20 protein-coding genes are annotated in these 23,579 nt (G+C 66.7%); 8 read left to right on the top strand and 12 right to left on the bottom strand.

The features are described from left to right. Positions 1-484 precede the first annotated feature (484 nt). From JMF82_RS15040 to JMF82_RS15055, 4 genes are all read right to left on the bottom strand, one after another. Positions 485-1,840, bottom strand: coding sequence for an amidohydrolase family protein (locus JMF82_RS15040; RefSeq protein ID WP_201315376.1), 1,356 nt, complete (start codon positions 1,838-1,840; stop codon positions 485-487). 113 nt (positions 1,841-1,953) lie between these two features. Beyond that, positions 1,954-4,590: a glycerol-3-phosphate 1-O-acyltransferase PlsB gene (plsB, locus tag JMF82_RS15045; RefSeq protein ID WP_201315402.1), complete on the bottom strand. Its 2,637-nt coding sequence runs from the start codon at positions 4,588-4,590 to the stop codon at positions 1,954-1,956. A gap of 49 nt (positions 4,591-4,639) precedes the next feature. Further along, positions 4,640-5,662 (bottom strand): hypothetical protein, encoded by a 1,023-nt coding sequence (locus JMF82_RS15050; protein WP_236585495.1) that lies wholly within the window; start codon positions 5,660-5,662, stop codon positions 4,640-4,642. 319 nt (positions 5,663-5,981) lie between these two features. After that, positions 5,982-6,878 carry an HAD family acid phosphatase gene (locus JMF82_RS15055; RefSeq protein ID WP_201315377.1) on the bottom strand — a complete coding sequence of 299 codons (897 nt, stop codon included), beginning with the start codon at positions 6,876-6,878 and terminating at the stop codon, positions 5,982-5,984. Positions 6,879-7,070: 192 nt separating this feature from the next. On the opposite strand from JMF82_RS15055, the gene JMF82_RS15060 reads away from it, so the two are divergent. Next, positions 7,071-8,102, top strand: a complete 1,032-nt coding sequence (locus JMF82_RS15060) for an AI-2E family transporter (RefSeq protein WP_201315378.1) — start codon at positions 7,071-7,073, stop codon at positions 8,100-8,102. Between the two features lie 179 nt (positions 8,103-8,281). Here JMF82_RS15060 and JMF82_RS15065 read toward each other — a convergent pair whose 3' ends face one another. Beyond that, positions 8,282-10,264 (bottom strand): UvrD-helicase domain-containing protein, encoded by a 1,983-nt coding sequence (locus tag JMF82_RS15065; protein ID WP_201315379.1) that lies wholly within the window; start codon positions 10,262-10,264, stop codon positions 8,282-8,284. Positions 10,265-10,403: 139 nt separating this feature from the next. Here JMF82_RS15065 and JMF82_RS15070 point away from each other — a divergent pair, with 139 nt between their 5' ends. The 5 genes from JMF82_RS15070 (at position 10,404) to JMF82_RS15090 (ending at position 14,477) form a co-directional block, all read left to right on the top strand. Next, positions 10,404-11,180 carry a sel1 repeat family protein gene (locus JMF82_RS15070; protein ID WP_201315380.1) on the top strand — a complete coding sequence of 259 codons (777 nt, stop codon included), beginning with the start codon at positions 10,404-10,406 and terminating at the stop codon, positions 11,178-11,180. 45 nt (positions 11,181-11,225) lie between these two features. Further along, a complete protein-coding gene (locus JMF82_RS15075; RefSeq protein WP_201315381.1) occupies positions 11,226-12,059 on the top strand; it encodes a sel1 repeat family protein in 834 nt (277 codons plus the stop codon). 137 nt (positions 12,060-12,196) lie between these two features. Then, positions 12,197-12,994 carry a sel1 repeat family protein gene (locus JMF82_RS15080; RefSeq protein ID WP_201315382.1) on the top strand — a complete coding sequence of 266 codons (798 nt, stop codon included), beginning with the start codon at positions 12,197-12,199 and terminating at the stop codon, positions 12,992-12,994. A gap of 58 nt (positions 12,995-13,052) precedes the next feature. Next, complete coding sequence (locus tag JMF82_RS15085) at positions 13,053-13,685, top strand: thymidine kinase (RefSeq protein ID WP_201315383.1); 633 nt, start codon at positions 13,053-13,055, stop codon at positions 13,683-13,685. A 27-nt stretch (positions 13,686-13,712) separates the two neighbouring features. Further along, the gene (locus tag JMF82_RS15090; protein WP_201315384.1) at positions 13,713-14,477 is read left to right on the top strand and encodes a hypothetical protein; all 765 of its coding nucleotides are present in this window, start codon (positions 13,713-13,715) and stop codon (positions 14,475-14,477) included. A 188-nt stretch (positions 14,478-14,665) separates the two neighbouring features. Here the strand turns inward: JMF82_RS15090 and mutM are convergent, their stop codons facing one another. The 6 genes from mutM to JMF82_RS15120 all read right to left on the bottom strand — a co-directional run bounded on the left by mutM (position 14,666) and on the right by JMF82_RS15120 (position 20,509). Next, the gene (mutM, locus tag JMF82_RS15095) at positions 14,666-15,493 is read right to left on the bottom strand and encodes a bifunctional DNA-formamidopyrimidine glycosylase/DNA-(apurinic or apyrimidinic site) lyase (RefSeq protein WP_201315385.1); all 828 of its coding nucleotides are present in this window, start codon (positions 15,491-15,493) and stop codon (positions 14,666-14,668) included. A 110-nt stretch (positions 15,494-15,603) separates the two neighbouring features. Continuing rightward, positions 15,604-17,013, bottom strand: a complete 1,410-nt coding sequence (gndA, locus tag JMF82_RS15100; RefSeq protein ID WP_201315386.1) for an NADP-dependent phosphogluconate dehydrogenase — start codon at positions 17,011-17,013, stop codon at positions 15,604-15,606. A 115-nt stretch (positions 17,014-17,128) separates the two neighbouring features. Then, positions 17,129-17,620: a hypothetical protein gene (locus tag JMF82_RS15105; RefSeq protein WP_201315387.1), complete on the bottom strand. Its 492-nt coding sequence runs from the start codon at positions 17,618-17,620 to the stop codon at positions 17,129-17,131. Next, entirely contained in the window at positions 17,617-18,972 is a 1,356-nt protein-coding gene (locus tag JMF82_RS15110; protein WP_201315388.1) for a GldG family protein, read from the bottom strand. Before JMF82_RS15110 ends, JMF82_RS15105 begins: the two co-directional genes overlap by 4 nt. Further along, complete coding sequence (locus JMF82_RS15115) at positions 18,972-19,757, bottom strand: ABC transporter permease subunit (RefSeq protein WP_201315389.1); 786 nt, start codon at positions 19,755-19,757, stop codon at positions 18,972-18,974. The genes JMF82_RS15110 and JMF82_RS15115 overlap by 1 nt, the downstream gene beginning before the upstream one ends. Continuing rightward, positions 19,754-20,509, bottom strand: a complete 756-nt coding sequence (locus JMF82_RS15120) for an ABC transporter ATP-binding protein (RefSeq protein ID WP_201315390.1) — start codon at positions 20,507-20,509, stop codon at positions 19,754-19,756. The genes JMF82_RS15115 and JMF82_RS15120 overlap by 4 nt, the downstream gene beginning before the upstream one ends. A gap of 221 nt (positions 20,510-20,730) precedes the next feature. Here JMF82_RS15120 and JMF82_RS15125 point away from each other — a divergent pair, with 221 nt between their 5' ends. Continuing rightward, on the top strand, positions 20,731-21,924 hold the full coding sequence (locus tag JMF82_RS15125) for a fatty acid desaturase (RefSeq protein ID WP_201315391.1): 1,194 nt from the start codon (positions 20,731-20,733) through the stop codon (positions 21,922-21,924). Positions 21,925-22,047: 123 nt separating this feature from the next. Next, positions 22,048-23,160 (top strand): saccharopine dehydrogenase NADP-binding domain-containing protein, encoded by a 1,113-nt coding sequence (locus JMF82_RS15130; protein WP_201315392.1) that lies wholly within the window; start codon positions 22,048-22,050, stop codon positions 23,158-23,160. On the opposite strand, the gene JMF82_RS15135 is transcribed toward JMF82_RS15130, so the two are convergent. Next, positions 23,150-23,575, bottom strand: a complete 426-nt coding sequence (locus tag JMF82_RS15135; protein WP_201315403.1) for a thiol-disulfide oxidoreductase DCC family protein — start codon at positions 23,573-23,575, stop codon at positions 23,150-23,152. The two genes, JMF82_RS15130 and JMF82_RS15135, sit on opposite strands and share 11 nt — an antisense overlap. Between the last annotated feature and the right edge of the window lie 4 nt (positions 23,576-23,579).

The following is a 23,579-nucleotide window of genomic DNA, read 5'->3' on the forward strand; positions in this document are numbered from 1 at the left end:
AAAGGGCGGCGGTGCGGCGCGAATAGATCCCCTCACGGCTCAACGACGTTGCCTTGAGTCCTCTTCGCCTCGGCGCGTGGCGGTGTAGCGGCTCCGTTCGAGGTAGTAACGAGCCCTTCCCGGCTGGCCTCGGTCGTCCGACGCTTCTATCCCTCGTACTGCCATGAGCCTTGGCTCTGAAGGCCATTTTCTTTGGGTTACTTTTCTTTTGGGCCAGCAAAAGAAAAGTGACTCGGCGGCCGGCAGGACGTCGAAACGCCCGCTGCGTAAGCGGCAACCTGGCGGTAGCGGAGCTACCGAAGGCAACACCTGCACTCAAACAAAAGCCACAACCATGCCGCCCATCGCAAAAGGCTGTCGCGCACAGGGTGCGCTCCTACAAGGGAGGGAGGGGCGAGGCTTGTGAGTTCTCGCCCACCATCGTGGCCCTCACTCGGCATAGGGCATCCGCATTGCCTGCCGACAGGGGCACCACTCGCACGCGCTACAGCGCCGCCTTGCCATCCTGCTTGTAGACCACGCCATCCTTCATCACAAACGACACCTTCTGCATCAGAGTGATGTCATCGATCGGGTTCCCCGGCACCGCGATAACGTCGGCGCGGCGGCCCACGGCGATCTGGCCCAGTTCGTCCTTCTTGTGCAGCAGCTCGGCGGCGTGCGTGGTTGCCGCCTGCAGCACGTACATCGCCGGCATGCCGGCCTGCACCATGTATTCGAATTCCTTGGCGTTCTGGCCGTGCGGATACACCGCCGCGTCGGTGCCGAAGGCGATCTTCACGCCGGCCTTGTAGGCCTTGCCCGCGGTGGCTTGGATGATGGGGCCGACCTGCATCGCCTTGGCGGCGACCTGCGGCGGGTAGTAGCCGGGCTTGGCGGCCATCTCCTGCACGTACTTGCCGGCGATGATGGTGGGCACGTACCAGGTGCCGTGCTCTTTCATCAGCTTCATGTCCTCGTCGTTCATGAAGGTGCCGTGCTCGATGGAATCGACGCCGGCCAGCACCGCGCGGCGGATCGCCTCGGCGCCGTGTGCATGCGCCGCGACGGTGAAGCCGTAGTCGTGCGCGGCGGTGACCACCGCCTTGATCTCCTCGATGGTCATCTGCGCGTTGTCGGCGCTGCTGCTTTCATCGAGCACGCCGCCCGACGGCATGATCTTGATGACGTCCACGCCGTCCTTGTAGTGCTGGCGCACGGCCTTGTAGGCGTCCTCGACGCTGTCGATCACGCCATCCTTCGCGCCCGGGTTGCCCGCCAGGTCGGAGCGGTAGCCGTCGGTGGGGTCGGCGTGGCCGCCGGTGGTGCCGATGGGCTTGCCCGCCGTGAAGATGCGCGGGCCGGGCACGATGCCGGCGTTGATCGCGTTGCGCAGCGCGATGGTCTCGTTGTTGCCGTCGCCGAGGTTGCGCACGGACGTAAAGCCGGCCATCAGCGTGCGGCGCGCGAACACGGTGGAGCGTACGGCGTAGTCGGCCACGTTCCAGCGGAACTGGTCGGAATAGCTGGTGGGACTGGTTTCGAACGAGAGGTGCGTGTGCGAGTCGATCAGGCCGGGCATGCAGGTGGCATCGGCGAGGCTGAGCTGGGTGAAGCGACCGCCGGCGGCGCTGGCGGCATCGCGATAGGGCTTGTCGTCGGCGTTGCCGCTCTTGATCTCCTTGACCCGGTTGCCTTCGATCACCAGCGTGGTCTCGCCCAGCAGCTTGCCGGCGGCGGGATCGACCAGGCGCGCGCAATGCAGCAGGGTGACGTCGTGGTTGGCGGCAGGCGCCTCGGCCGCGATGGCGGCAGGCAGTGCGAGCGCGGCGGCGATGGCGAAGGCAACGCGTGTGGTCATGGTGAGCTCCCCGGTGTGGAGGGTCATCATAGAGTCACTGGCGTGGCTTTGCTCCATGACCAGCCACACCCGCTTCGTCATCCCGGCCTGCGCCGGGATGACGAGCGAAAAGCTCAGTCCTTGAACAGATCCTTGGTGACGGCTTCTTCCGCCACTGGCGTAGCTTCCGCGGGCGCGTGGGCATGGTGTTCCGCCGCCACGTGCCGCTCGTGCAGGGCCTCGCTGGAAGCATCCGGCGGCACCGGCTTGCCGCCGGCATCCTTGTCGCCGTCGCCGCCCGGGGTGATCTTGAGGATCGAGTGGCGCACTTCGCGGGCGAGGATCACGCGCGCGTCGCGCACCATGTCTTCCAGCGCGCTGTCGTAATCGAGCTTGCCGGCGTCGTCGGTCCACACGATGCGGCTCTCGCGCAGCTTCTGGATGAAGCCGCGGAACAGCGCCTTGTCGAAGAACTCCGGCGCCGACAACTCGTTGAGCAGGCTGAGGCGCTGCGCGGTGAGCGTGCACGCGTTCTCCAGCTCGGCCGAGGTGAGCGTGTGCGGACCGTTCTTCACCAGCGCGGCGATGGTGATGTAGTAGCGCTCGAAGGCCTGGATCAGGCTACGCGCGATGATGCGCAGCTGGTAGGCGGCGTCGTCCTGGCCCGGGCCGCGCTCCAGCACGCGGCCGTCGCCGGTGGCCTCGAGCAGGCCGCGGCGCACGAAGAAATCGATGGTGGCCTGCAGCTGCGCGCAGAAGCCGTCCTTGTCCCACGGCAGGAACAACTCGCCCTGGATGAACGGATAGATGATGCGGCCCAGGCGCAGCACCGAGGCGCGCGACATGCGGCGGTTGTTGAGGAAGCAGCATGCCACCCAGGCGGCGGTCGCCGTGAGGTGCAGCACGTTGTTGCGGAAGTAGCTGAGCAGTACCGCCTGCTCGCCCTCGGTGACCAGCACGTCGCCCAACGGGTGGCGCACGCGGCGGATCCAGCCCATCTGCTCGCCGTAGGCGATGATGCCGGCGGGATCCATCGAGGTGAGTGTCATGCGATCGGAGAAGGGCTGCTCTTCCAGCAGCGCCTTCGTCAGTTCCAGCTGCGCCAGCAGGTCGTTCTCCGCCATCGCGTGCTTGGGCGTGGCGAGCAGGGCCAGCGCGAGCAGGTTGATCGGATTGACGTCCGCGGCGCGGTTGATGTTGACCTGGATGCGTTCGGCCAGGTCGTCCACCACACGGCCCAGCCACTCGGGTTTGGCATCGGGATCGGCGGCGATCGCGGCGCGCCAGTCGGGGCTGGCGGCGTCAAGCAGCGGATTGAGTTCGATCGGTTCGCCGAAGTTGAGCGCGACGTGGCCATAGCGCTGGCGCAGCACCTTGAGTCCGCGCAGCAGGCCCAGCAGCGATTCCTTCTCCTTGGGCTTGCCGGAGAGCTCGCCGGCGTAGCTCTTGCCTTCCATCAGCTTCTCGTAGCCGATGTACACGGGCTGGAACAGTACCGGGCGGCGCGGCGCGCGCAGGAAGGCGCGCACGGTCATCACCAGCATGCCGGCGCGCGGCGCCAGCAGCCGGCCGGTGCGCGAGCGGCCGCCTTCGATGAAGTATTCGATCGGCACGCCGCGATCGATCAGCTGCGCGAGGTATTCGTTGAACACCACCGAGTACAGTGCGTTGCCCTTGAAGCTGCGGCGCAGGAAGAACGCGCCGCCCCGGCGCAGGATCGGGCCGATGCCGGGCAGGTTGAGGTTCACGCCGGCCGCGATGTGCGGTACCACCACGCCGGACATGTGCAGCTGGTAGGACAGCAGCAGGTAGTCGGCATGGCTGCGATGGCAGGGCACGTACACCACCTCGTGGCCGGGCGCGGCGGCGCGGGCCTTCTCGAAGTGATGCATGGCGATGCCGTCGTACAGCTTGTTCCAGAAGTTGGAGAGCAGGAACGACACCGAGCGCACCACCGGGTGCGAATAGTCGGCGGCGATCTCCATCACCATGTCGTGCGCGCGGCGCCAGGCTTTGGCGTGGCTGATGTTTTCCTTCGCGGCGACGGCGGCGATGGCGCTACGCACCGGTTCGGCGTTGAGCACCGCGTCGACCACGGTGCGGCGGTGCGACAGGTCGGGGCCGATCACCGCGGCGCGGATGCGGCGGAAGTGCGTGCGCAGCACGCGGGCGATCTTGCGGGTGAGGCGCTCGGGGCGGATGTCGCCCGCTTCGTTCACCACCGTGCGCAGCGACACCGGCGTGGAGAAGTGCACCACGGTGTCGCGGCCGTTGAGCAGCAACGCGAGCATGCGGCGGAAGCGGCCCACCACGATCCAGTTTTCGGAGAACAGCACGCTGAACCAGCCCGATTCACGGGTGGGCGCGCGGCCGACATAGATGGAGACGGGCACGATCTGGATGTCGCGTTCCGGGTCGCCTTCCAGCGAACGCACCAGCTGGCCCAGCGGCTCGTTGGGCGAGCGCTGGCGGTTGCGGCCGAACAGCCAGCCGTCGCGGCGCGCGAGCGCGAACACCGAGCGCCTGCGGCGCGTGCCCGACAGCGGCTGCATGGGTGAGGGCAGGCCGGCCTCACGGCAGGCGCGCTCGAGGATGAGGGCATCGGAAAAGCCGTCGCGCTCGATCACATAGCAAACCGGCGTGCCCGCCTGCAGCAAGGCGGCGGGTTCGGCGGGATCGCGGCGGATGCGCACCCAGGGTTCGAGCAGTTGCCCGGCCAGGTTGAACCACCAGGGCGCGCGGCTACGGGCGGGAGTGTCCGTGGTCGACATATTCATCACCCAATTGTAACCGGTGAGCCGGAGAAACCTGTTCGCCTACTTAGTGTTTGGTGGCTGAGGCCTGCGCAGGCGGGTTCACCGGCAACGGCTTGGCCCGGGAAGCCGAGGTTGCCGCCGGTGCAGGAGTTGGCGCCGGTTCCGGCGCGCTGCTGCCCGAGGCCGGCGCAGCCAGCAGGCGGTCATGCGCCTCGCGCACGTTCTGCAGCACGTCGGCGCTGTACCAGCGACCGTCCTGCTGGACCAGGTCCGACTCGGTGGACAACGGCTTGCCCAGCAAGACGTAGTCGACGCGCACGCGGGCGTGGCCGTTGCGGCTCTCCAGCGTGCTGATCTTCACCGAATCGAGCACGTCGTCGATCGACAGGCCATAGATGGCCAGGACCTGCTTGATGCCCAGGAAGCCCGCGCTGTACTTCTGCATGGCCGTGTCGAAGTCCATCGCGCGCAGCTGCTCGGGCGTCTTGATGTCCAGCTTGCGCGCCGTGGCCACCGCCACGACGATGGCCTGCTTCGCGCGGGCCGGGTCAAACCAGGGCACCTGCTGCGCCCAGGGCGCCAGCACGTTGATCACCTCGGTGGCCTGCTGCTTCTGCGGGTTGGTGAGCTCCTTGCTCTGCGCCACGCCGGTGGCGGCAATGGCCTGCATGACGCCGATCATCACCGGCACCTGGTCGCTGTATTGCGCCTGCAGCTGGGCCAGCTTGGGACGGGCCAGGGCGTAGAGCCTGGTCTCCGCCTCCGGCTCGGTGAGCATCTGCATGTTCTTGATGAAGTCCGCGCGGTCCTCCGGCGAGATCGGATGATCGTCGGGGCGCGGGCGGGTCCAGTCGGTGCGCAGCGTGTCGTAGTCGGCCGGGGGCAGGGCGTGCTTCCAGAAGCCGGCGAAGTCGCCTGTCTTGATCAGGGCCACCGACTGTTGCACGGACGCTTCCGGCGTTTCGCCGCCGGCCACCACCGGTGCCGGGCCTGGCTTGTGCGCGGTCACGAACAGCGCGGCGACGGTGGCCAGCACCAGCAGGGCGATGAACGCGCCAACGGCATAGAAGACGGATGAACGACGCATGGAATCTCGGATAGGTGGCGCCGGTCGACCTGCACGAGGTCGGGGGCGGTCGGCGGAGGGTAAGCGGCACGCCTTCGCCCGAACAAGGGCCGGAGCGCGGAGCTGAGAGCTCGTTCAAGGGCTTTTAAGTCGCCCAAAAGAAAACCCCGCGGGCGTTGGGCCTCGCGGGGTAATCCGGCAGAGCCGGAAGGGAAATGGCCTTGCCTGCGGAATTATCAAGGTCAGCAGGTGTTGGCGGGGAGGATCTTATCTCCCCGTTAAAGTTAAAGCAATACTTTAGCTTGTGCTGCGTAACTTATTGATTTTTATAAATCCATTATTAATCGAAACGCAGCGACTGGATCTTCTGGCGGCGGCGCTCGTCGCGCGGTGCCGTCCAGTCATTATTAAACAAAGCCGGGTCCCACGCGCCATAGGTCGGGTTGGGCAGGGTGAACCAGCGGGTGCCGATCCAGTCCATGTAGGGTGCCATGGCCTTCTGGCGACCTTCGGCATGGTTGGCCAATACGGTGACAAAATCGCCGATCTGGTCGCCAAACTGCATCAATACGCGGTATTTGTGGCTGATCAGCTGGCGCCGGCAACCCTTTTCGGTGCCCACCTGGTCGCAATCCTCGACGAAGGTGCCCAGGCCCAGGAATGCCTCGGGGCCCGACACCGGCAGGCCTTCCTTGCGCAGGTTGGCCAGCGTGTCCTGGTCCAGGTCCTTGGCGCGGTTGGAGATATAGATCACTGCAATGCCGTGCTTGGCCGCGAACTGGGTGAATGCGACCACGCCGGGCAGTGCGCGGGCGCGCTGTTCCTTGCACCAGGCCGCCCAGTCGGCCTCGTTGTACTCACCACCGCTTTTGACCAGGCGTGCCTGGTACGGCGAGTTGTCGAGCACGGTTTCATCGATGTCGAGCACCACGGCCGGCGCCAGGCCCTTGGCTGGCGCCACGCGATCGCCCTTGGGCAGCGCATCCCAGTTCGGGTCGGCCTTGGCGGCGAGCAGGCGTGCCTGTGCGTCCCGGTAGGTCTGCAGGTAGATCAGGTCGTGTTCGATCGCCGTCTGGCTCCAGGCCACCGCGTTGAGGTTGTCATCGGCGGGCGTGCCCGGTGCAACGGGTGCCGGCGCCGGTGCAGGCGTGGCCGGGGCGGGCGCCTTGCTCGGCGCGCTTGAACAACCGGCAAGCAGGATCAAGGCGGCAAGCGCCGCCGGCAAACGAACGGACATGGAGGGATTCCCTGTGAGACTGAACGATCAGGATCGGGGAAGTTTACGACAGCCACATGTCGTTCCTCGGAGCCTGGTCCCCATCGCCGGGCGGCCCGCGTCATCCAGCGATAGTGGGCAGGCCCCAAGGGCTGGCGGACACCTCCTCCGGCTGACAGACTCCGAGGCATCCCCACCTTCGCATGAACTTGCATGGAAACCGCCCCGTCCCTCGTGCGCCCTCCCTCGACGGCGATCCGCATGGCCAGCTACGTGTTGGCCGCCGCCGCCCTGGTGCTGGTGCTCGGGTTGCGCCTGCTGCCGGCCCTGTTCGCCGGCCTGCTGGTCTACGAGCTGGTGCAATCCACCGCGCCGCTGCTGGGCAAGCGCGTGCCCGGCGATCGTGCGCGCGTGCTGGTCGTGGCCCTGCTCGGCACCATCGTGGTGGGGCTGCTGGTGCTGTTGATCCTCAGTGCGGTCAGCTTCCTGCGCAACGAGATCGGCAACCCCGAGGTGCTGTGGCAGCAGCAGCTGATGCCGCTGGTGGAAAAGGCGCGCGAGCAATTACCGGCGACCATCGTTGGCTGGCTGCCCGACAGCGTGGACGACCTGCGCGTGATGGCGTTGGAGCTTACCCGCAAGCACTCGGTGAGCCTGCAGACGGTGGGCAAGGAAGCGGCACGCGTGTTCGTGCACATCCTCATCGGCATGGTGCTGGGCGCGATCGTTGCGCTGAGCCGCACGCGGCCCGCGCACCAGGTCGGGCCGCTCGCCGCGGCGCTGGGCCTGCGCTGCCAGCGGCTGGCGGAGGCGTTCCACAACATCGTGTTCGCGCAGATCAAGATCTCGCTGATCAACACGGTATTCACCGCGATCTTCCTGCTGGGCGTGCTGCCGCTGCTGGGCATCCACGTGCCGCTGGCCAAGACGCTGGTGGTGGTCACCTTCATCGCCGGCCTGCTGCCGGTGATCGGCAACCTCATCTCAAACACCGCCATCACCATCGCCGGCCTGTCCATCTCGCTCGGGGTTGGCGTGGCCGCGCTGGGCTTCCTCATCCTCATCCACAAGCTCGAATACTTCCTCAACGCGCGCATCGTGGGCGGACAGATCCGCGCCCGTGCATGGGAGCTGCTGGTGGCGATGCTGCTGATGGAGGCGGCGTTCGGCCTGCCGGGACTCATCGCGGGCCCGATCTACTACGCCTACCTCAAGAGCGAGCTGGAAGCCGAGCGTTTGATCTGACTGGTTGGGGCGTTCGTCGTCGGCGCGGAACGCGAAGGCGCTGGATCCCGGCTTTCGCCGGGATGACGAGCCAATACATCAACGCCATGGGTGTGGCCGTGCAGCCCCATGTACCGTCATCCCGGCCAAAGCCGGGATCCAGCGCCTTTCGCCCTTCCAGGTTGCACGTTGCCAGTGACTTAACTGCCCGCCAGCATCGCCGCGATCTTCGCCATGTGCGACTCAGCCGTCTCGCGCACCACTTCCTTGTCCGCTTCCGGATCCTTGCCCTGCCAGTGCAGGTCGTCCTGCGGCAGCTCGTGCAGGAAGCGGCTCGGCTGGTTGCTGTTGATCTCGCCGTAGCGCTTGGTCTTGGACGACCACGACAGCGTGAGCATTTCCTTGGCGCGGGTGATGCCCACGTACATCAGGCGACGCTCCTCGTCGATGCGTCCCTCGTCGATGGCGCCCTCGTGCGGCAGCGTGCCTTCCTCGCAGCCCACGATGAAGACGAAGCGGAACTCCAGTCCCTTTGCCGCATGCAGGGTCATCATGCGCACGGCGTTGCCGGGCTCGTCGCGATCGGCATGGCTGAGCAGGGCGAGCTGCGCGGCGAGGTCGCCCGCCGTGTTGTTGCCGCGCTGCATGGCGCGGAACCAGTCCGCCAGTTCGCGCAGGTTGCCCAGGCGCCGCTCGCGCAGCGCGGGGTCGGTGGTGCTGGCGGCGATCTGCTCGGCGTAGCCGGTGCGCTTGAGCACCATGTCCACCAGGTCGGCTGCGCTGTTGTGCAATGAGGCGCTGCGCAACTCGTCCATGAGGTTGGTGAACGAGGCAAGCGCAGCCGCGGGACGCGGCGTGAGCTGGCGCAGCACCGCATCGCTGCGGGCGGCGTCGAGCAGCGAGGCGTGTCGCGTCTGTGCGATCTGGCCCAGCTTCTCCAGCGTGGTCGAGCCGATCTCGCGCTTAGGCACGTTCACCACGCGCAGGAAGGCGGCGTCATCACTGGGGTTGGTGAGCAGGCGCAGATAGCAGAGCAGGTCCTTCACTTCCGCGCGATCGAGGAAACTCAAGGCGCCGGTAAGGTGGTACGGCACGCGCGCGAGGCGCAGCGCCTTCTCCAGCGGACGCGCCTGGAAGTTGCCGCGGTACAGGATGGCGATGTCGTGCCAGCGCGCCTTGTGCTTTTCCGCGAGCGTCACCGCGATCGCGGCGACGCGTTCGGCTTCGTGCTCGTTTTCCTTGCACTCCAGCACGCGGATCTGCGCCCCTTCCGGGTGCTCGCTCCACAGCTTCTTTTCGTGCAGATGCGGGTTGTTCGCGATCAGCTTGTTGGCGGCGCGCAGGATGCGCTTGCCGCAGCGGTAGTTCTGTTCGAGCTTGATCACGCGCAGCGCCGGCCAGTCCTTGCCGAGCTGGTCGATGTTCTCGGGGTTGGCGCCGCGCCACGCGTAGATCGACTGGTCGTCGTCGCCCACGCAGGTAAAGCGGCCGCGCTCGCCGGCCAGTGCCTTGAGCAGGCGGTATTGCGCGTCGTTGGTATCCTGGTATTCGTCCACCAGCAGGTAGCGCAGGCGTTCGCGCCAGGCCGTGCGGCATTCCTCGTCGCTTTCGAGGATGCGCAGCGGCAGGCGGATCAGGTCGTCGAAGTCCACCGCGTTGAAGGCGGAGAGCCGCTGCTGGTAGAGGTCGTAGATGGTGGCGGCGTCGAGCTCGCGCGGACTGCGCGCGGCGGCCAATGCCTCTTCGGGCGACAGGCCCGCGTTCTTGGCGCGGCTCACCAGGTTGCGGATGCCGAACAGCACGTCGGGCTTGATGCCCTTGGGCGCGAGCTCCTTGATGATGCCTTCGCTGTCGTCCGCGTCGAGCACCGAGAAGCCCTTGCGCAGGCCGGCACGCGCATGCTCCATCTGCAGGAACTTCAGCCCCAGGGCATGGAAGGTACACACGGTGAGCGCCGCGGCGTCCTCGCTGCTGATCAGCTTGGCCACGCGCTCGCGCATTTCCTTCGCCGCCTTGTTGGTGAAGGTGATCGCGGCGATCTTGGATGGGGCGAGCTTCTTGCGGGCGATCAGGTACGCGATCTTCTGCGTGATCACGCTGGTCTTGCCCGAGCCGGCGCCGGCCAAAACCAGCAGCGGGCCGTCGCAGTGTTCGACGGCGGCCAATTGTTGGGGGTTGAGCATGGTATGCGCAGAGGCGAGAGCGGCGCACGATGGTAGCAGAGGCCATCGACCCGGCCGACACGCTGGGTCGTAGTATGCTCGGCCGGTCGGGCCAGGATGCCGGCGACACCGGCGACCGCCCGCCTCACAGGAGCGTGAGATGCATAGGCTCGCGGTGCTTTTGTTGCTGTTCGTGGCCGCTGGCGGTGGCCACGCGGCTTGGGCCCAGCAAGCGGCCTCGTCGTCAAGCGACTTCCGGCGCAGCGGTGCCGTGCTGGCCGACATGGACACGGGCACCTTCATCGACGCCCATCCTGACTTGCACTTCCGCCACCTCGGCATGGCCGCGTATCACGATGGCCACAAGCGCGAGGCGTTCGACTATTTCCTCATCGCGTCGCGTTACGCGGACAAGGCCTCCCAGGCCATCGTGGCGCTGATGTACTGGACCGGCGACGGCGCCCCGCATGATCGCCCACTGGCGTATGCGTGGATGGAACTGGCCGCCAGCCGCGGCTATCCCGAGTTGCAGCATCAGTGCGATCTCTACTGGGCGCAATTGAACGATGAAGAGCGTGGACAGGCCCGCGATCAGCGCCAGGCGTTGGAAGCCGGCTATGGCGACGACGCCGGCGCACGCCGGCTGACGCGGGAGCTTGGCAGCATCCGTTCGCAGGTCACGGGTAGCCATCTCGGTTGGGTTGGTTATGGCGTGGTGATCCAGGCGGACAGCGCCGGCCGTGCCGCCGGTGGCGAGAGCGTTGCGGGCCTCTTGCGCGGCGCGGCGGTCAGCCGGGACATGAGCTCGATCAGCGATTCAGTGCGCCTGAATACCGCGCAATACCTGCAGATGAAAGACCTGCAGTGGCAGATCCGGATGTCGAAGGGGCGTGTCGAGGTGGGTGATCCGGAGTCGATCCGGCCTCCGGCGGGCTGATGCATTGCATGCAGTGGCACATGGAAACCACAGGGAGCGAGTGACATGGCTGGAAAAGTGATGGTGGTGGTTCTCGGGCTGCTGGTCGGCGCGGGTCACGCGGCGTCTGCGCAAGAAGCGCCCACGGGTCAGCCGGTCACCGATCCCAAGGACCTCAGGGAGCTGGCCAAATTCGAAGAGATGATGGATGTGCCGGGCGTTGCCAGGCAGCACAAGGACATCCTCTACCGTGAGCTGGCGATGGAGGCCTACAAGAACGGCGACAAGGAGCGCGCGTTCAAGATGTTCATGCGCGCCGCCAGCTACGCGGACAAGCCCTCGCAGGCGGCCATTGCGAACATGCACTGGGATGGCATCGGCACCCCGGTGGATCGTCCTCGGGCCTATGCCTGGATGGATCTGGCCGCCTCGCGTGGCTACGACCGCTTCATCGCGAAACGCGAGTACTACTGGAGCCAGCTGACCGAAGCCGAGCGTGCGCAGGCGCTGCGCGTGGGCCAGGACATCTATGCCGAGTACGACGACAAGATCGCGCTGCACCGCCTGCAGATGGAACTCGAATTCATACGGAGAAATGTCGTCGGCAGTCACGTCGGCTCCATAGGGCCGGGCAAGGTCTATGGCTTCACCCACACGATGAACACGGGTCGCGCCAGCACCGGGCTGCCTCGCCCCGGTGGTAGTGGCACGCCTACATCGGCCAGTGAACAGGACCTCGGTATCCCGATAGCGAACTTGAACGAGCTGTATCGCCCTTCCCTGTGGAAGATCAACGATTACGCCAAGTTCAAGGACCTCCAATGGCAGGTGCGGGTCGAGTCCCGGCCCACGGTCGATGTAGGTGACTTGCAGAACGTGGCGCGACCGCCTGCCAAGTAATCACGAAAAACGCGGGGATGCGGGCCGAGTGTCGGGACGCTCCATCCGGGTCAGCCTATGATGGCCTGGATGGGGTGTCGCGCCGGACGGGCGCACCCCGGTGCATCGATGAAGGGATTCGTCAGGGAGCGATCGATATGACGGCAAGAGCGACAGCTTGGGTGTTCGGTTGGTGGCTTGGCGCAAGCGCGGCGGTATCCGCGCAGGAAGCCGCGCCCGATCCCGCGGCGTTGCTCGATCGTGCCGCCACCGACCCCAAGGCGCTGAGAGAGCTGCAGCGGTTCGAAGAGATGATGGCCAATCCGATGATCGTCAACCAGCACCCGGACCTGCGCTATCGGGATCTGGCGATGGCCGCCTACAAGCACGGTGACAAGGAGCGCGCGCTGAGGATGTTCATGCGCGCAGGCGCATTTGCCGACAAGCCCTCCCAGGCGGCGGTGGCCAACATGTACTGGGAGGGCGTGGGCACGCCGGTCGACCGCCCCCGCGCCTACGCATGGATGGATCTCGCCTCCAGCCGGGGCTACAACCGCTTCATTGCGCAGCGCGAGTATTACTGGAGCCAGCTGAGCGAAGCCGAGCGCGCGCAGGCGCTGCGCGTGGGCCAGGAGATCCTTGTCGAGTACGACGACACGGTGGCGCTCCATCGCCTGGAGATGGAGCTGGAGTACGTGCGAAGGAATGTCACGGGAAGCAGGGTGGGTTCCATCGGCTGGGGCACCATCCAGGGCGCTGGCGTCACCAGCGCATACAACCCCAACGCTCCATCCTGGATGACGTTGGATCAGTTCTATCGCTCTTCGGTTTGGAATATCGACAGCTACACGAAGATGAAGGACCTGCAGTGGAAGGTCCAGGTGGAGTCCAGGCCGACGGTGGAAGTGGGTGATCTGCAGAACGTGAAGTCGCCCAGTCCACCCTCGGGCAAATAGCCAAGGGCCATAGGGACGGGCGGCGCAGTACTATGTGCGCTCGATTCCGGGACCATCCATGGCCAAGCTTTACTTCTATTACTCGGCAATGAACGCCGGCAAGACCACCACGCTGCTGCAGAGCGCGTACAACTACCACGAGCGCGGCATGCGCACGCTCATACTCACGCCAGCGCTCGACAACCGCTTCGGCGAGGGCGTGGTGGCTTCGCGTATCGGCCTGAAGGCCAACGCGCGCCGGTTCGCGGCGGAAGAGAACCTGCTGGCCCTGGTGCAGGCGGATATCGCCGAGCGTGGCCCGCTGCACTGCGTGTTCGTCGACGAGGCGCAGTTCCTCAGCAAGACTCAGGTCTGGCAGCTCAGCGACGTGGTGGACAAGTTGAACATCCCGGTGCTGGCCTATGGGCTGCGCACGGATTTCCGCGGCGAATTGTTCGAGGGCAGCCGCTACCTGCTGGCCTGGGCGGACAACTTGGAAGAGATCAAGACCATCTGCCATACCGGCCGCAAGGCCACTATGGTGGTGCGCGTGGACGGGCAGGGCCGCGCGGTCACCGAAGGCCCGCAGGTTGAGATCGGTGGCAACGATCGCTATGTCTCGGTGAGTCGCGCCGAGTTCAAGAACATTACGGAAGGACACGGCAGGATAGAGTTGCAGCAGACGGTGCTGCCGCTGGGCGAGGGGCATTGAGCCTCTCGCATCCATCTAAGGAACGGTATGTCCAAGATCCAGTTTCCCGCCTGGCAACGCCCCCACTGGCAGCCCAGTGACGAGGAAGTCCTGCTGCAGTTCTTCGTATTCGGTAAGTTCCAGGCTGGCCGTGCACCGTCCATCGAATACGGCAGCGAAGGCCTGCCCGAGAGCGTGGAGCTGACCAGCCATCACCACACGGCGCTGCGCCAGTGGGAGGGCTATCCGCTCAGGGGTTCTGTGGGCCGCATGTTCAAGGAGGATGCCCCCGAGGCGTACAAGCTCGCGCTGGATGCCCCGGAAGTGCTGGTCGTGCGCGGGCGCCTGCCTGATGCGGGCGACACGGGCTATCTGCGCGACACTCTGGGCGTGCTGGCGGCCCTGCTGGATGTGGGTGGCACCGCCATCCTCGATCCGCAGATCCTCACCTTGTTCGATGCGAACAGTTGGCGCCAGCGCTTCCTGGTGCGCGACGGCGCGCCGATCCGCAACCACCTGCTGATCCTGTGCGACGGCGAAGAGCAGACGGGCCGTCATTGGGTGCATACCCGCGGCATGCGCAAGTTTGGCCGTCCCGACATCAGCATCCGCAACGTGCCCGAGCGCGATATCGATCGCGCGGGCGTGCTGTGCGAGCGCCTGGTGGAGCTCGAAGCGTTGGGCGCGCACTTCACCGAAGGGCAGTCGCTCGATGCCGAAGGCCTGCATGGCGGTCTCGTGGCGCATCTTGGTGGTGGTGAAGAAGACCCGGATTTCAACAACACCTTCGTGGAATTCCGCTGGCCGGATTGATTCGGGAGCGTGACCCCTCCCTGCCGGAAGCCAGTGCGCGCAAATCATGGTCGCGCTTTTTGCTCGGCATCCCCGCGAAAGCGCGGATCCAGTGACTTTCTGCTCTTGGCTTGATCTACCGCCAGCGCAAAGTGCCAAGTCGCTGGATCCCCACTTTCGCGGGGATGACAAGCGTCGAGCGGAGCATCTCACCGCTGGCAGCGCGGGCACCAGAACGTCGAACGCTGCCCGAGCACGACCTGCCGTATCGGCGTGCCGCATGTCCGGCACGGTTCGCCTTCGCGCCCGTATACCTGCAGTTCGCGGAAGAAGTATCCGGGCGCACCATCCGGGTTGATGAAGTCGCGCAGCGTGGTGCCGCCGCGCTCGATTGCCCAGGCAAGGATGCGCTTCACCTCCGCCGCGAGTCGCGCATAGCGTGCGCGTGATACCGAACCTGCGGGCTTGCGCGGATCGATGCCCGCCGCGAACAGCGCTTCGCTCGCGTAGATGTTGCCGACGCCGACGACGATGGCATTGTCCATCAGGAACAATTTCACGGCGGCGGTGCGACCGCGCGAGAGACGCCAGAGCAGGTCGCCGTCGAAATCGTCGGTGAGCGGTTCCGGCCCGAGCGAAGCCAGCAGTTCGTGCGTCTCGCCCGGCGGCTGCCACAGCAGGCAGCCGAAGCGTCGCGCATCGGTGAAGCGCAGGACGCGCGGGCCTTCGGTGCGAGTGGGCTCCAATGCGATATCGACGTGATCATGCTTGCCGACCAGGGCGTCCGGCGGCAGCACGCGCAGCACGCCGGTCATGCCCAGGTGCAGCAGCGCGCTGCCCACCTTCGTATGCAGCAGCAGGTACTTCGCGCGGCGTTCCACGTCGAGAATGCGCTGGCCGGGCAAAAGATCGGTGATCTCCGGCGGTATCGGCCAGCGCAGATCGCGGCGACGCAGGGTCACGCCGGTGACGTTGCGGCCGATCAGGTGCGGGGCGATACCGCGCCGGGTGGTTTCGACTTCGGGGAGTTCGGGCACGAGGTGTCTCGGTCAAAAGCCCTCACTGTAGGAGCGCCCCCAGTGCGCGATCACTGCAGCGATCAGCGCCGATCGCGCACTGGGGGCGCTCCTACACGAGGGCGGTTGGGTCAGCTCCAGTCGTTGTGGAAGCTTCCCGGCTTGTCCACGCGCTCGAACGTGTGCGCGCCGAAGTAGTCGCGTTGCGCCTGCAGCAGGTTCGCCGGCAGATGCTCGGCGCGATAACCGTCGTAATACGCGATGGCGGAGGAGAAGCACGGCACCGGTACGCCCGCGTTCACCGCGGCGGCCACCACCTCGCGCAGCGCGCCCTGGTATTGCGCGGCGATGTCGCGGAAGTACGGGTCGAGCAGCAGGTTCTTCAGTTGCGCGTCGCGCTCGTAGGCATCGGTGATCTTCTGCAGGAAGCGCGCGCGGATGATGCAGCCCGCACGGAAGATGCTCGCGATGGTGCCGTACGGCAGATCCCATTGGTATTCGTCGGAGGCCGAGCGCAACTGCGCGAAGCCCTGCGCGTAGGACACGATCTTGCTGAAATACAGCGCGCGCCGCACGGCTTCGATGAACGCCTTGCGGTCCCCGCTGTAATGCTGCGGACCGGGGCCGGGCAGCACCTTGCTGGCAGCCACGCGCTCATCCTTCAGTGCGGAAAGCAGCCGCGCGAACACCGACTCGGTGATCAGCGGCAGGGGCACGCCAAGGTCCAGCGCGCTCTGGCTGGTCCACTTGCCGGTGCCTTTCTGCGCCGCGCGGTCGAGGATGATGTCGACCATCGCCTTGCGCGTTTCCGGATCCTTCTTGGTGAAGATGTCGGCCGTGATGCTGATGAGGTAGCTGTCCAGCTCGCCCTTGTTCCAGTCGGCGTAGACCTCGGCCAGTTCGTCGTTCGACAGGCCCAGCACATGGCGCAACACGGCGTAGCTCTCGGCGATCAGCTGCATGTCGCCGTACTCGATGCCGTTGTGCACCATCTTCACGTAGTGACCGGCGCCATTGGGGCCCATGTAGGCCACGCAAGGCTCGCCGTCCGGCGCGCGTGCCGCGATCTCGGTGAGGATGGGCGCCACGAGGTCGTACGCATCGCGCGGGCCGCCCGGCATGATCGAGGGCCCGTGCAGCGCGCCTTCCTCGCCGCCGGACACGCCGGTGCCGATGAAGTGCAGTCCGGCCGCATGCATCTCGCTTTCGCGGCGCATGGTGTCCTTGAAGAAGGTGTTGCCGCCATCGATCACCACGTCGCCCTTGTCCAGCAGCGGCTTCAGCTGGGCCAGCGTGGCGTCGGTGGGCTCGCCCGCCTTCACCATCAGCAGGATGCGGCGCGGCTTTTCCAGCGAGGCGACGAAATCCTCCAGCGTGTAGCTGGGAACCAGGCGCTTGCCCGGGTTCTGCGCCATCACCTCGTCGGTGCGCTCGCGGTGGCGGTTGTAGATGGACACCGCATGCCCGCGGCTCTCGATGTTGAGGGCCAGGTTGCTGCCCATGACCGCCATGCCGATGACGCCGATTGCCTGCTGACTCATGTTGTCGCTCCTGCCAAGGGATGCGCCTTGATATGGGGAGGGCCCTGCATCGTGCAAGTGCTCCCGCGGACGCAAAACGCGATGGTGGTGCGGCGGATGCGACGCCGGCGTGAGGCTAGCGGGCCTTGGTCGCGTCCTGCGTGGCCGGACGTGGCGTATAGCGCACGGAAACCAGCGCCACGCGGTCGTTCACCCGCACATAGCGTTGCGGGCCGGTGACCGAGGTTTCGCCGAACTCCAGCCGCTGGCCGTCGAGGCTCAGCACGGCCACCGGCGGGGCAAGCCCGATGCGCGCGGGCTGGAAGTCGCTGAGCGGCCGCCAGCTCAGCACGCTGGCGGAGGCGGTATCGGCCAGTTCGGCGAGGCGGCCGTCATCGGCGCGCGCGGCCGTGCCGTCGGTGCGCCACCAGTGGCCCTCGCGCTTGGCGTAATGCTCCGCCGGACCGTTGCCGATGCGAAGTTCCACCTGCGTGATATCGGAAGGCGGGAGCTTGAGCAGGGTACCCGGTGCTTCATCGCTATCGCGCCGCCATTGCCATCCGGCGATCGCGGCGAGCACGATCGCCGCGGCAAGCATGCCTGCCCGCTGCCGCGTCGCGCGCCTCATGCGCGGCGGCGCCGCCACGCGATCCAGCCGCCCGCCACCAGCAAGAGCAGGGGCAGCACCACCAGGAAGCCCAGCGTCACGCTGCTGAGCTGCGCCTGCGAGATCTGGAGCAGGCGATCCGGCGCGCCGCGCGGCGGCAGCTGCACCAGCGCGTCGTCGCCGAGCAGCCAGTCGAAGATGCGCTCGCCCAGCGCGCGATTGCCGCCATTGCCGAGGAAGGTATTGGAGAGGAAGTCGCCGTCACCGATGACCACCACGCGCTGCTCGGCCTTGTCGGGGCTGGGCGACAGGCGGCTCAGCGCGAAGCCGAAGTCGAGCGGACCTTTCAATTCGCCCGCGCTTGCGTCGTACGCGATGGTGGAAGCCTGCCCGTTGTCGATCGGCTTGAACTCGGTCCAGCTCTGCGGACTGGAACGCAGGAAGGGCGCCACCTGCCAGTCGGTACGCGCGGCCAGTGCCAGTGCGGAGGCCTGCGGGAACAGCGTGGTGAGCGTGAAGCCGCGGGTGATCGCGTGCCTGGGATAGTCGCCCAGCGCGAGCATGCGCGGGTCCTTCAGGCCCAGCGCGGCGCCCTGGCCGTCCACCAGCACGCCAGGCAGGACGCGGATGCCCAGCGCATTGGCCAGCGGGTCCAGGTGCAGGTCATCGTTGGCCGGCTCGCTCAGCCACAGCAGGTTGCCGCCGTTGGCGAGGTAATCGGTCAGCGCCTTCACGGCGCCTTCGGGCAGCGCGAGCTCGGGGCTCGCCAGCACCACCAGGTCGGTGTGCTGCGGCACGGCGGTGACCTGCGCGAAGTTGAGCGGCACCGCGCGCATGCCGCGTCCTTCGAGTTGCGACACGAACATGCCGAGGTCCGCATTGCCCTTGTCGTTGGGGCGGCGCTCGCCATCGCCCGAGACGAAGGCAACGATGCGTTCGCCGCTGCGCGCGAGACGCTCCAGGGCGTTGGTGAGGCTGCGCTCGGACAGTTCGTCCAGGCGCTGCTCGCGGCCCTGGTAATGCAGGATCAGCGCGCCATCCACGGTGATGCCCAGCTCGCGCATCGCCGCCGGGTCCTGCTGCGGATCCACGAAGCGCAGGGCAAGGTCGGGCTTCACGCGCTGGTAGCGCTGCATGAAGCTGGCCACGGTATTGCGCAGGTCGCCCTGCGGGTTGGCGTAGCTGACGATCTCCACCGGGCCCTTCAGCGTCGCCAGCACGGCGCGGCTTTCCGCCGAGAGGCTGGCGCGTCCGCCAAACGTCCAGTCGGCGACGTGGTCGTAGCGCGCGGCGAGATAGCTGAGCGCCGCCGCCGCGAGCAACAGCGCGAAGGCAAACAGCCATCCATTCAGATGCCGGAGGAAGCGCGCCATCAGCCACGCTCCTTTTCGGCGGCGAGCCGATGCGTGGCGAGCGCGAGCGCCACCACGATCACGATCAGGAACCAGGCGATGTCGGCCGTGGACACCAGGCCGCGCAGCAGCGTTTCCAGGTGGTTGCTCAGCGACAGCCAATCGAACACGCCATGGGTGGCGCCCGCCCTCTGCGCGGCGATGTTGACGCCCGCCAGCACCAGGCCGAGCGTGAGCGCCACACTGGCGGCGATCGACGCGTGCGAGGCGAAGGCCGAACACGCCACGCCGATCGCCGCGAGCGTGGCCAAGGTCAGCAGCAGGCCCAGCGAGGCGGCCGCCAGCTTGCCCCAGTCCAGCGTGGCGCCGTGCGCAAGGCTCAGCGGCATGGCCAGCGCCAGCGCCAGCCACAACACCAGCCACAGCATCAGCGCGAGATATTTGCCCAGCACGATGCGCGAGGCAGGCAGGCCGGTGGCGAACCATAGCGGCAACGTGCCGTTGCTGCGTTCACCGGCGATCACCGACATGGTGAGCAGCGGCACGATCACCAGCGCCAGCTCGGCCACCCCGAACGGCAGCACGGCGCCGGTGAGGATGCTGCTCAGCATCGGCACGCCGACCAGGTCGGTGTAGCCGGGGCCGCCCGGCAACGCGGCCAGCTTGATCTGTCCCGCGAGGAATCCGCCGAGCAGCAGCGTGAAGCGCCACGCCAGCTGCGCCAGCGTCAGCGCGGCAAGTACCCAGGCAAGCGGGCGGACGAACAGGCGGCGCAGCTCCAGCCGCGTCACGGCGATCACGCTCATGCAGCCTGCATCCTGTCGTTGCTCCCGTTGCCGCGCATGGCGATGTCGAAAAAGGTCTGTTCCAGCGCCTTGTGGTCGGCGCCGTCGATGGTGGCGTCGTAGCGCAGCTGGCCTTCGTGCAGGATCGCCACGCGATCGCATGCGGCGGTCACTTCGGTCAGCAGATGGGTGGAGAGGATGATGGCGGTGCCGGCCGCAGCCTGCTCGCGGATCACCTCGCGCAGCGCCGCCACCTGCACCGGATCGAGTGCGTTGGCCGGCTCATCCAGCACCAGCAGCCGGGGGCCGTGCAGCAATGCGCAGGCAAGCCCCAGGCGCTGGCGCTGGCCCTGGGAAAGCACGCCGGCCAGTCGCCGCGACAGCGTTCCCAGTTCCAGGCGTTCGACGATCCGCCGGTGCGCCTGGGCGAGTCCGGCGCCGTGCAAGCCACGCAGGCGGCCATGCGCATCCAGGTGTTCGCTGACGGTCAGTTCCGGCCACAGGGGGGCACGTTCCGGCAGCCACCCGATGACGCGGCGCGCCAGTTCGGGCCGCTCCAGGAAGTCCGCCCCGTTCAGCCTGATGCCACCGCTGTCGGGCACCAGGGCACCGGCGATCATGGCCAGGGTGGTGGACTTGCCGGCGCCGTTGACGCCCAGCAAACCCAGCACCTGTCCCGAGTCCAGCCGCAGCGTGAGACCGGAGACAGCCGGCCGGCCCGCACGATGACGGGTGATGTGATCCAGTTCCAATACGGCGGTAGGCGCGCTCATTGCATGATTGTCACGGCGCCCCCAACTTCACACAACGGGGTGGGGCCGTCATTTGCGTGACACAGCACATAAGGAGGATGCCCTCGCCCGCATGGAACGGGTGAGGGCATCCTTAACTTCGTCGCTTCCTTAGGGTGCGACAATATTTTGAGCTGTCCATGCTGGCGGGTACGGAAACCCCTCGTTTAGACTGAAATTTCATAGACCTGGGTGTTATCCCGATGCTCGACGCAGTACTCAATTTCCTCTCCAACGGCCTGACGCATGCCGGTTGGCTCAGCATGACGATCTACATGCTGATCATGACCCAGCTCACCATCTTCACGGTGACGCTGTACCTGCATCGTTGCCAGACCCATCGCGGCGTGGACCTGCACTGGTCGATCTCGCACTTCTTCCGTTTCTGGGGCTGGCTCACCACGGGCATGGTCACCAAGGAGTGGGTGGCGGTGCATCGCAAGCACCACGCCAAGGTCGAGACCGAGGAAGATCCGCACAGCCCGCAGATCTACGGCATCAAGAAGGTGTTCTGGGACGGCGTGTCGCTGTACCGCGACGCCAGCGAAGTGAAGGAAGACCTCGAGAAGTACGGCCGCGGCACGCCGGACGACTGGATCGAGCGCAAGCTCTACGCCGGCCACCCGTACTGGGGCCCGACGCTGATGCTCGTCATCAACCTGGCGCTGTTCGGCGTCATCGGCGCCGCGCTGTGGGCGCTGCAGATGATCTGGATCCCGTTCTGGGCCGCCGGCTTCGTCAACGGCATCGGCCACTGGTGGGGCTACCGCAACTTCGAGAGCGCCGATACCGCGACCAACCTCATTCCGTGGGGTTTCTGGATCGGCGGCGAAGAGCTGCACAACAACCATCACGCCTTCCCGAGCTCGGCCAAGTTCGCCCTGCGCAAGTGGGAGTTCGATATCGGCTGGGCCGCCATCTGCGCCTTGCGCGCGGTTGGCCTGGCCAAGGTGCTGCGCGTGGCGCCGACGCTCGACGTGCGCCCGAACGTGCACCTGCCCGATGCCGAGACGCTCAAGGGCGTGCTGACCCATCGCTTCGCCGCGATGACGGATTTCTACCGCAACGTGATCATGCCGACCCTGCGCGACGAAGCGCAGCACGCCGGCGAGAACATCAAGGCGGTGCCGCGCCGCATGCGCCGCGCGCTGGCCGATGGTGGCCGCTGGCTGGACAGCGAAGGTCGCGACCGCATGCAGGCCGTGCTGGCCAAGCGTCCGACGCTCAACACCGTGTGCGATTTCCGCGCCCGCCTCGCCGCCCTGATGGAGCAGCGTGGCGCCGACCAGGCGCTGAAGGGCCTGCAGCAGTGGATCGCCGAGGCCGAGCAGAGTGGCATCCGCGCCCTGCAGGAGTTCGCCGCGCGCCTGAAGAGCTACTCGGTCGCCAACGCCTGAACGGCGTGATGCGATGAAACGAAGAAGCCCGCCGCAAGGCGGGCTTTTTTTGTGCGTGGGGTTTCCCATGCCCGCGCGGCTCGGCTTTAATCGGGAAGGCCAACGACGGGAGAACGCACGCGGATGAGTCTTCGGGTGGTGGTGATTGGCGCGACCGGCGTGTTCGGTTCGCGCATCGCACGGCGGCTCGCCCACGATGCGCGCTTCGAGCTGATCCTGGCCGCGCGACGCGCCGAGTCGCTGGAAGCGCTGTATGCCTCCGTTGGCGATGCCCGCCTGCAGGTGGCGACGCTCGATGCCGGACACCCGAACTTCCGCCATGCATTGGCGGCGCTGCGTCCCCAATTGGTGATCCATGCCGCCGGTCCTTTCCAGGGGCAGGACTATCGCGTGGCGGAGGCATGCATGGCATGCGGCAGCCATTACATCGATCTTGCGGATGGACGCGGCTTCGTCAGTGGCTTCGAACAGCTCGACGCACAGGCGTGGCGTGCGGGCTGCCTGCTGGTCAGTGGCGCGTCCAGCGTGCCCGCGCTCAGCGCCGCGGTCGTCGACGCCTTGCTGCCACGCTTCGCGACGCTCGAGGCGATCGAGCATGCCATCAATCCGGGCAATCGCACGCCGCGTGGCGATGCCACGGTGACCTCGATCCTTGGCTACTGCGGACGTCCCATTCGCGTATGGCGCAATGGCGGATGGGATGAAGCGCATGGCTGGATGGACAGTCGGCGCCAGGTGTTCCCGTTTGGCCGGCGGCGCGTGGGCGTGTGTGACATTCCCGATCTGGAACTGTTTCCGACGCGCTACCCGCAGGTGCGCACGGTGTTGTTCCGCGCCGGGCTGGAGTTGCCGCTGCTGCAATGGGCGACCTGGGGCATGGCGGTGCTGGTGCGGCTGGGCGTGATCCGTGACCTGGCCCGCCACGCGCCGACGTTGCGCCGCCTCAGCGAGCGCTTCGTGGATTTTGGCTCCGACGTCGGCGGCATGGCGGTGGAATTGCGTGGCGAAGATCGCGAAGGCGCGCCATTGCATCTTCGCTGGTGGCTCGATGCCGATGCCGGCGATGGCCCGCAGGTGCCGGTGACGCCCGCGATCGTGCTGGCGCGCCGCATGGCCGAAGGCTTGGTCGATGCGAAAGGCGCGATGCCCTGCATGGGCCTGCTCACGCTGGACCAGATCGTCGAAGGGTTCGACGGCTTCGCGCTGCGTACGGGGTTGGACACCGTCAGTCGATGAAGCGCCAGGCCTCGTCTGGTGCCGGCAGCCGGCATTGGTCGCGCTTGCCGAACAGGCGATAGCGGTTGCGCGCCACCCAGCGGTAAAGCGGATCGCGCATGGCCCTGGGCACGATGCGCATCAGCGACCCCACGAGGCGCCAGCGGCCGCCGAGCTGGCGAAGCACGCGCGCGATCGCGTCGGTGTTGCTGTAGCCCACGCCGTCCTGCACCAGCAGGAACGACGACGGATCGTCCGGCGACAGGCCATGCGCGGCCAGCAGGCCGCGTCCTTCCACGCCTTGCATGGCGGCCAGCCGGAAGCGCCCCTCGCGATCGTGGCGAAGGATGAAATCCACCCAGCGGCTGCACAGCACGCAGACCCCGTCGAACACGATGACGGGGTGAGCCGCACAGCGGACATGGTCGATCTCCAACCAG

This window comes from Dyella sp. EPa41, assembly GCF_016586165.1.
In the GTDB taxonomy this organism is placed as follows: domain Bacteria; phylum Pseudomonadota; class Gammaproteobacteria; order Xanthomonadales; family Rhodanobacteraceae; genus Dyella.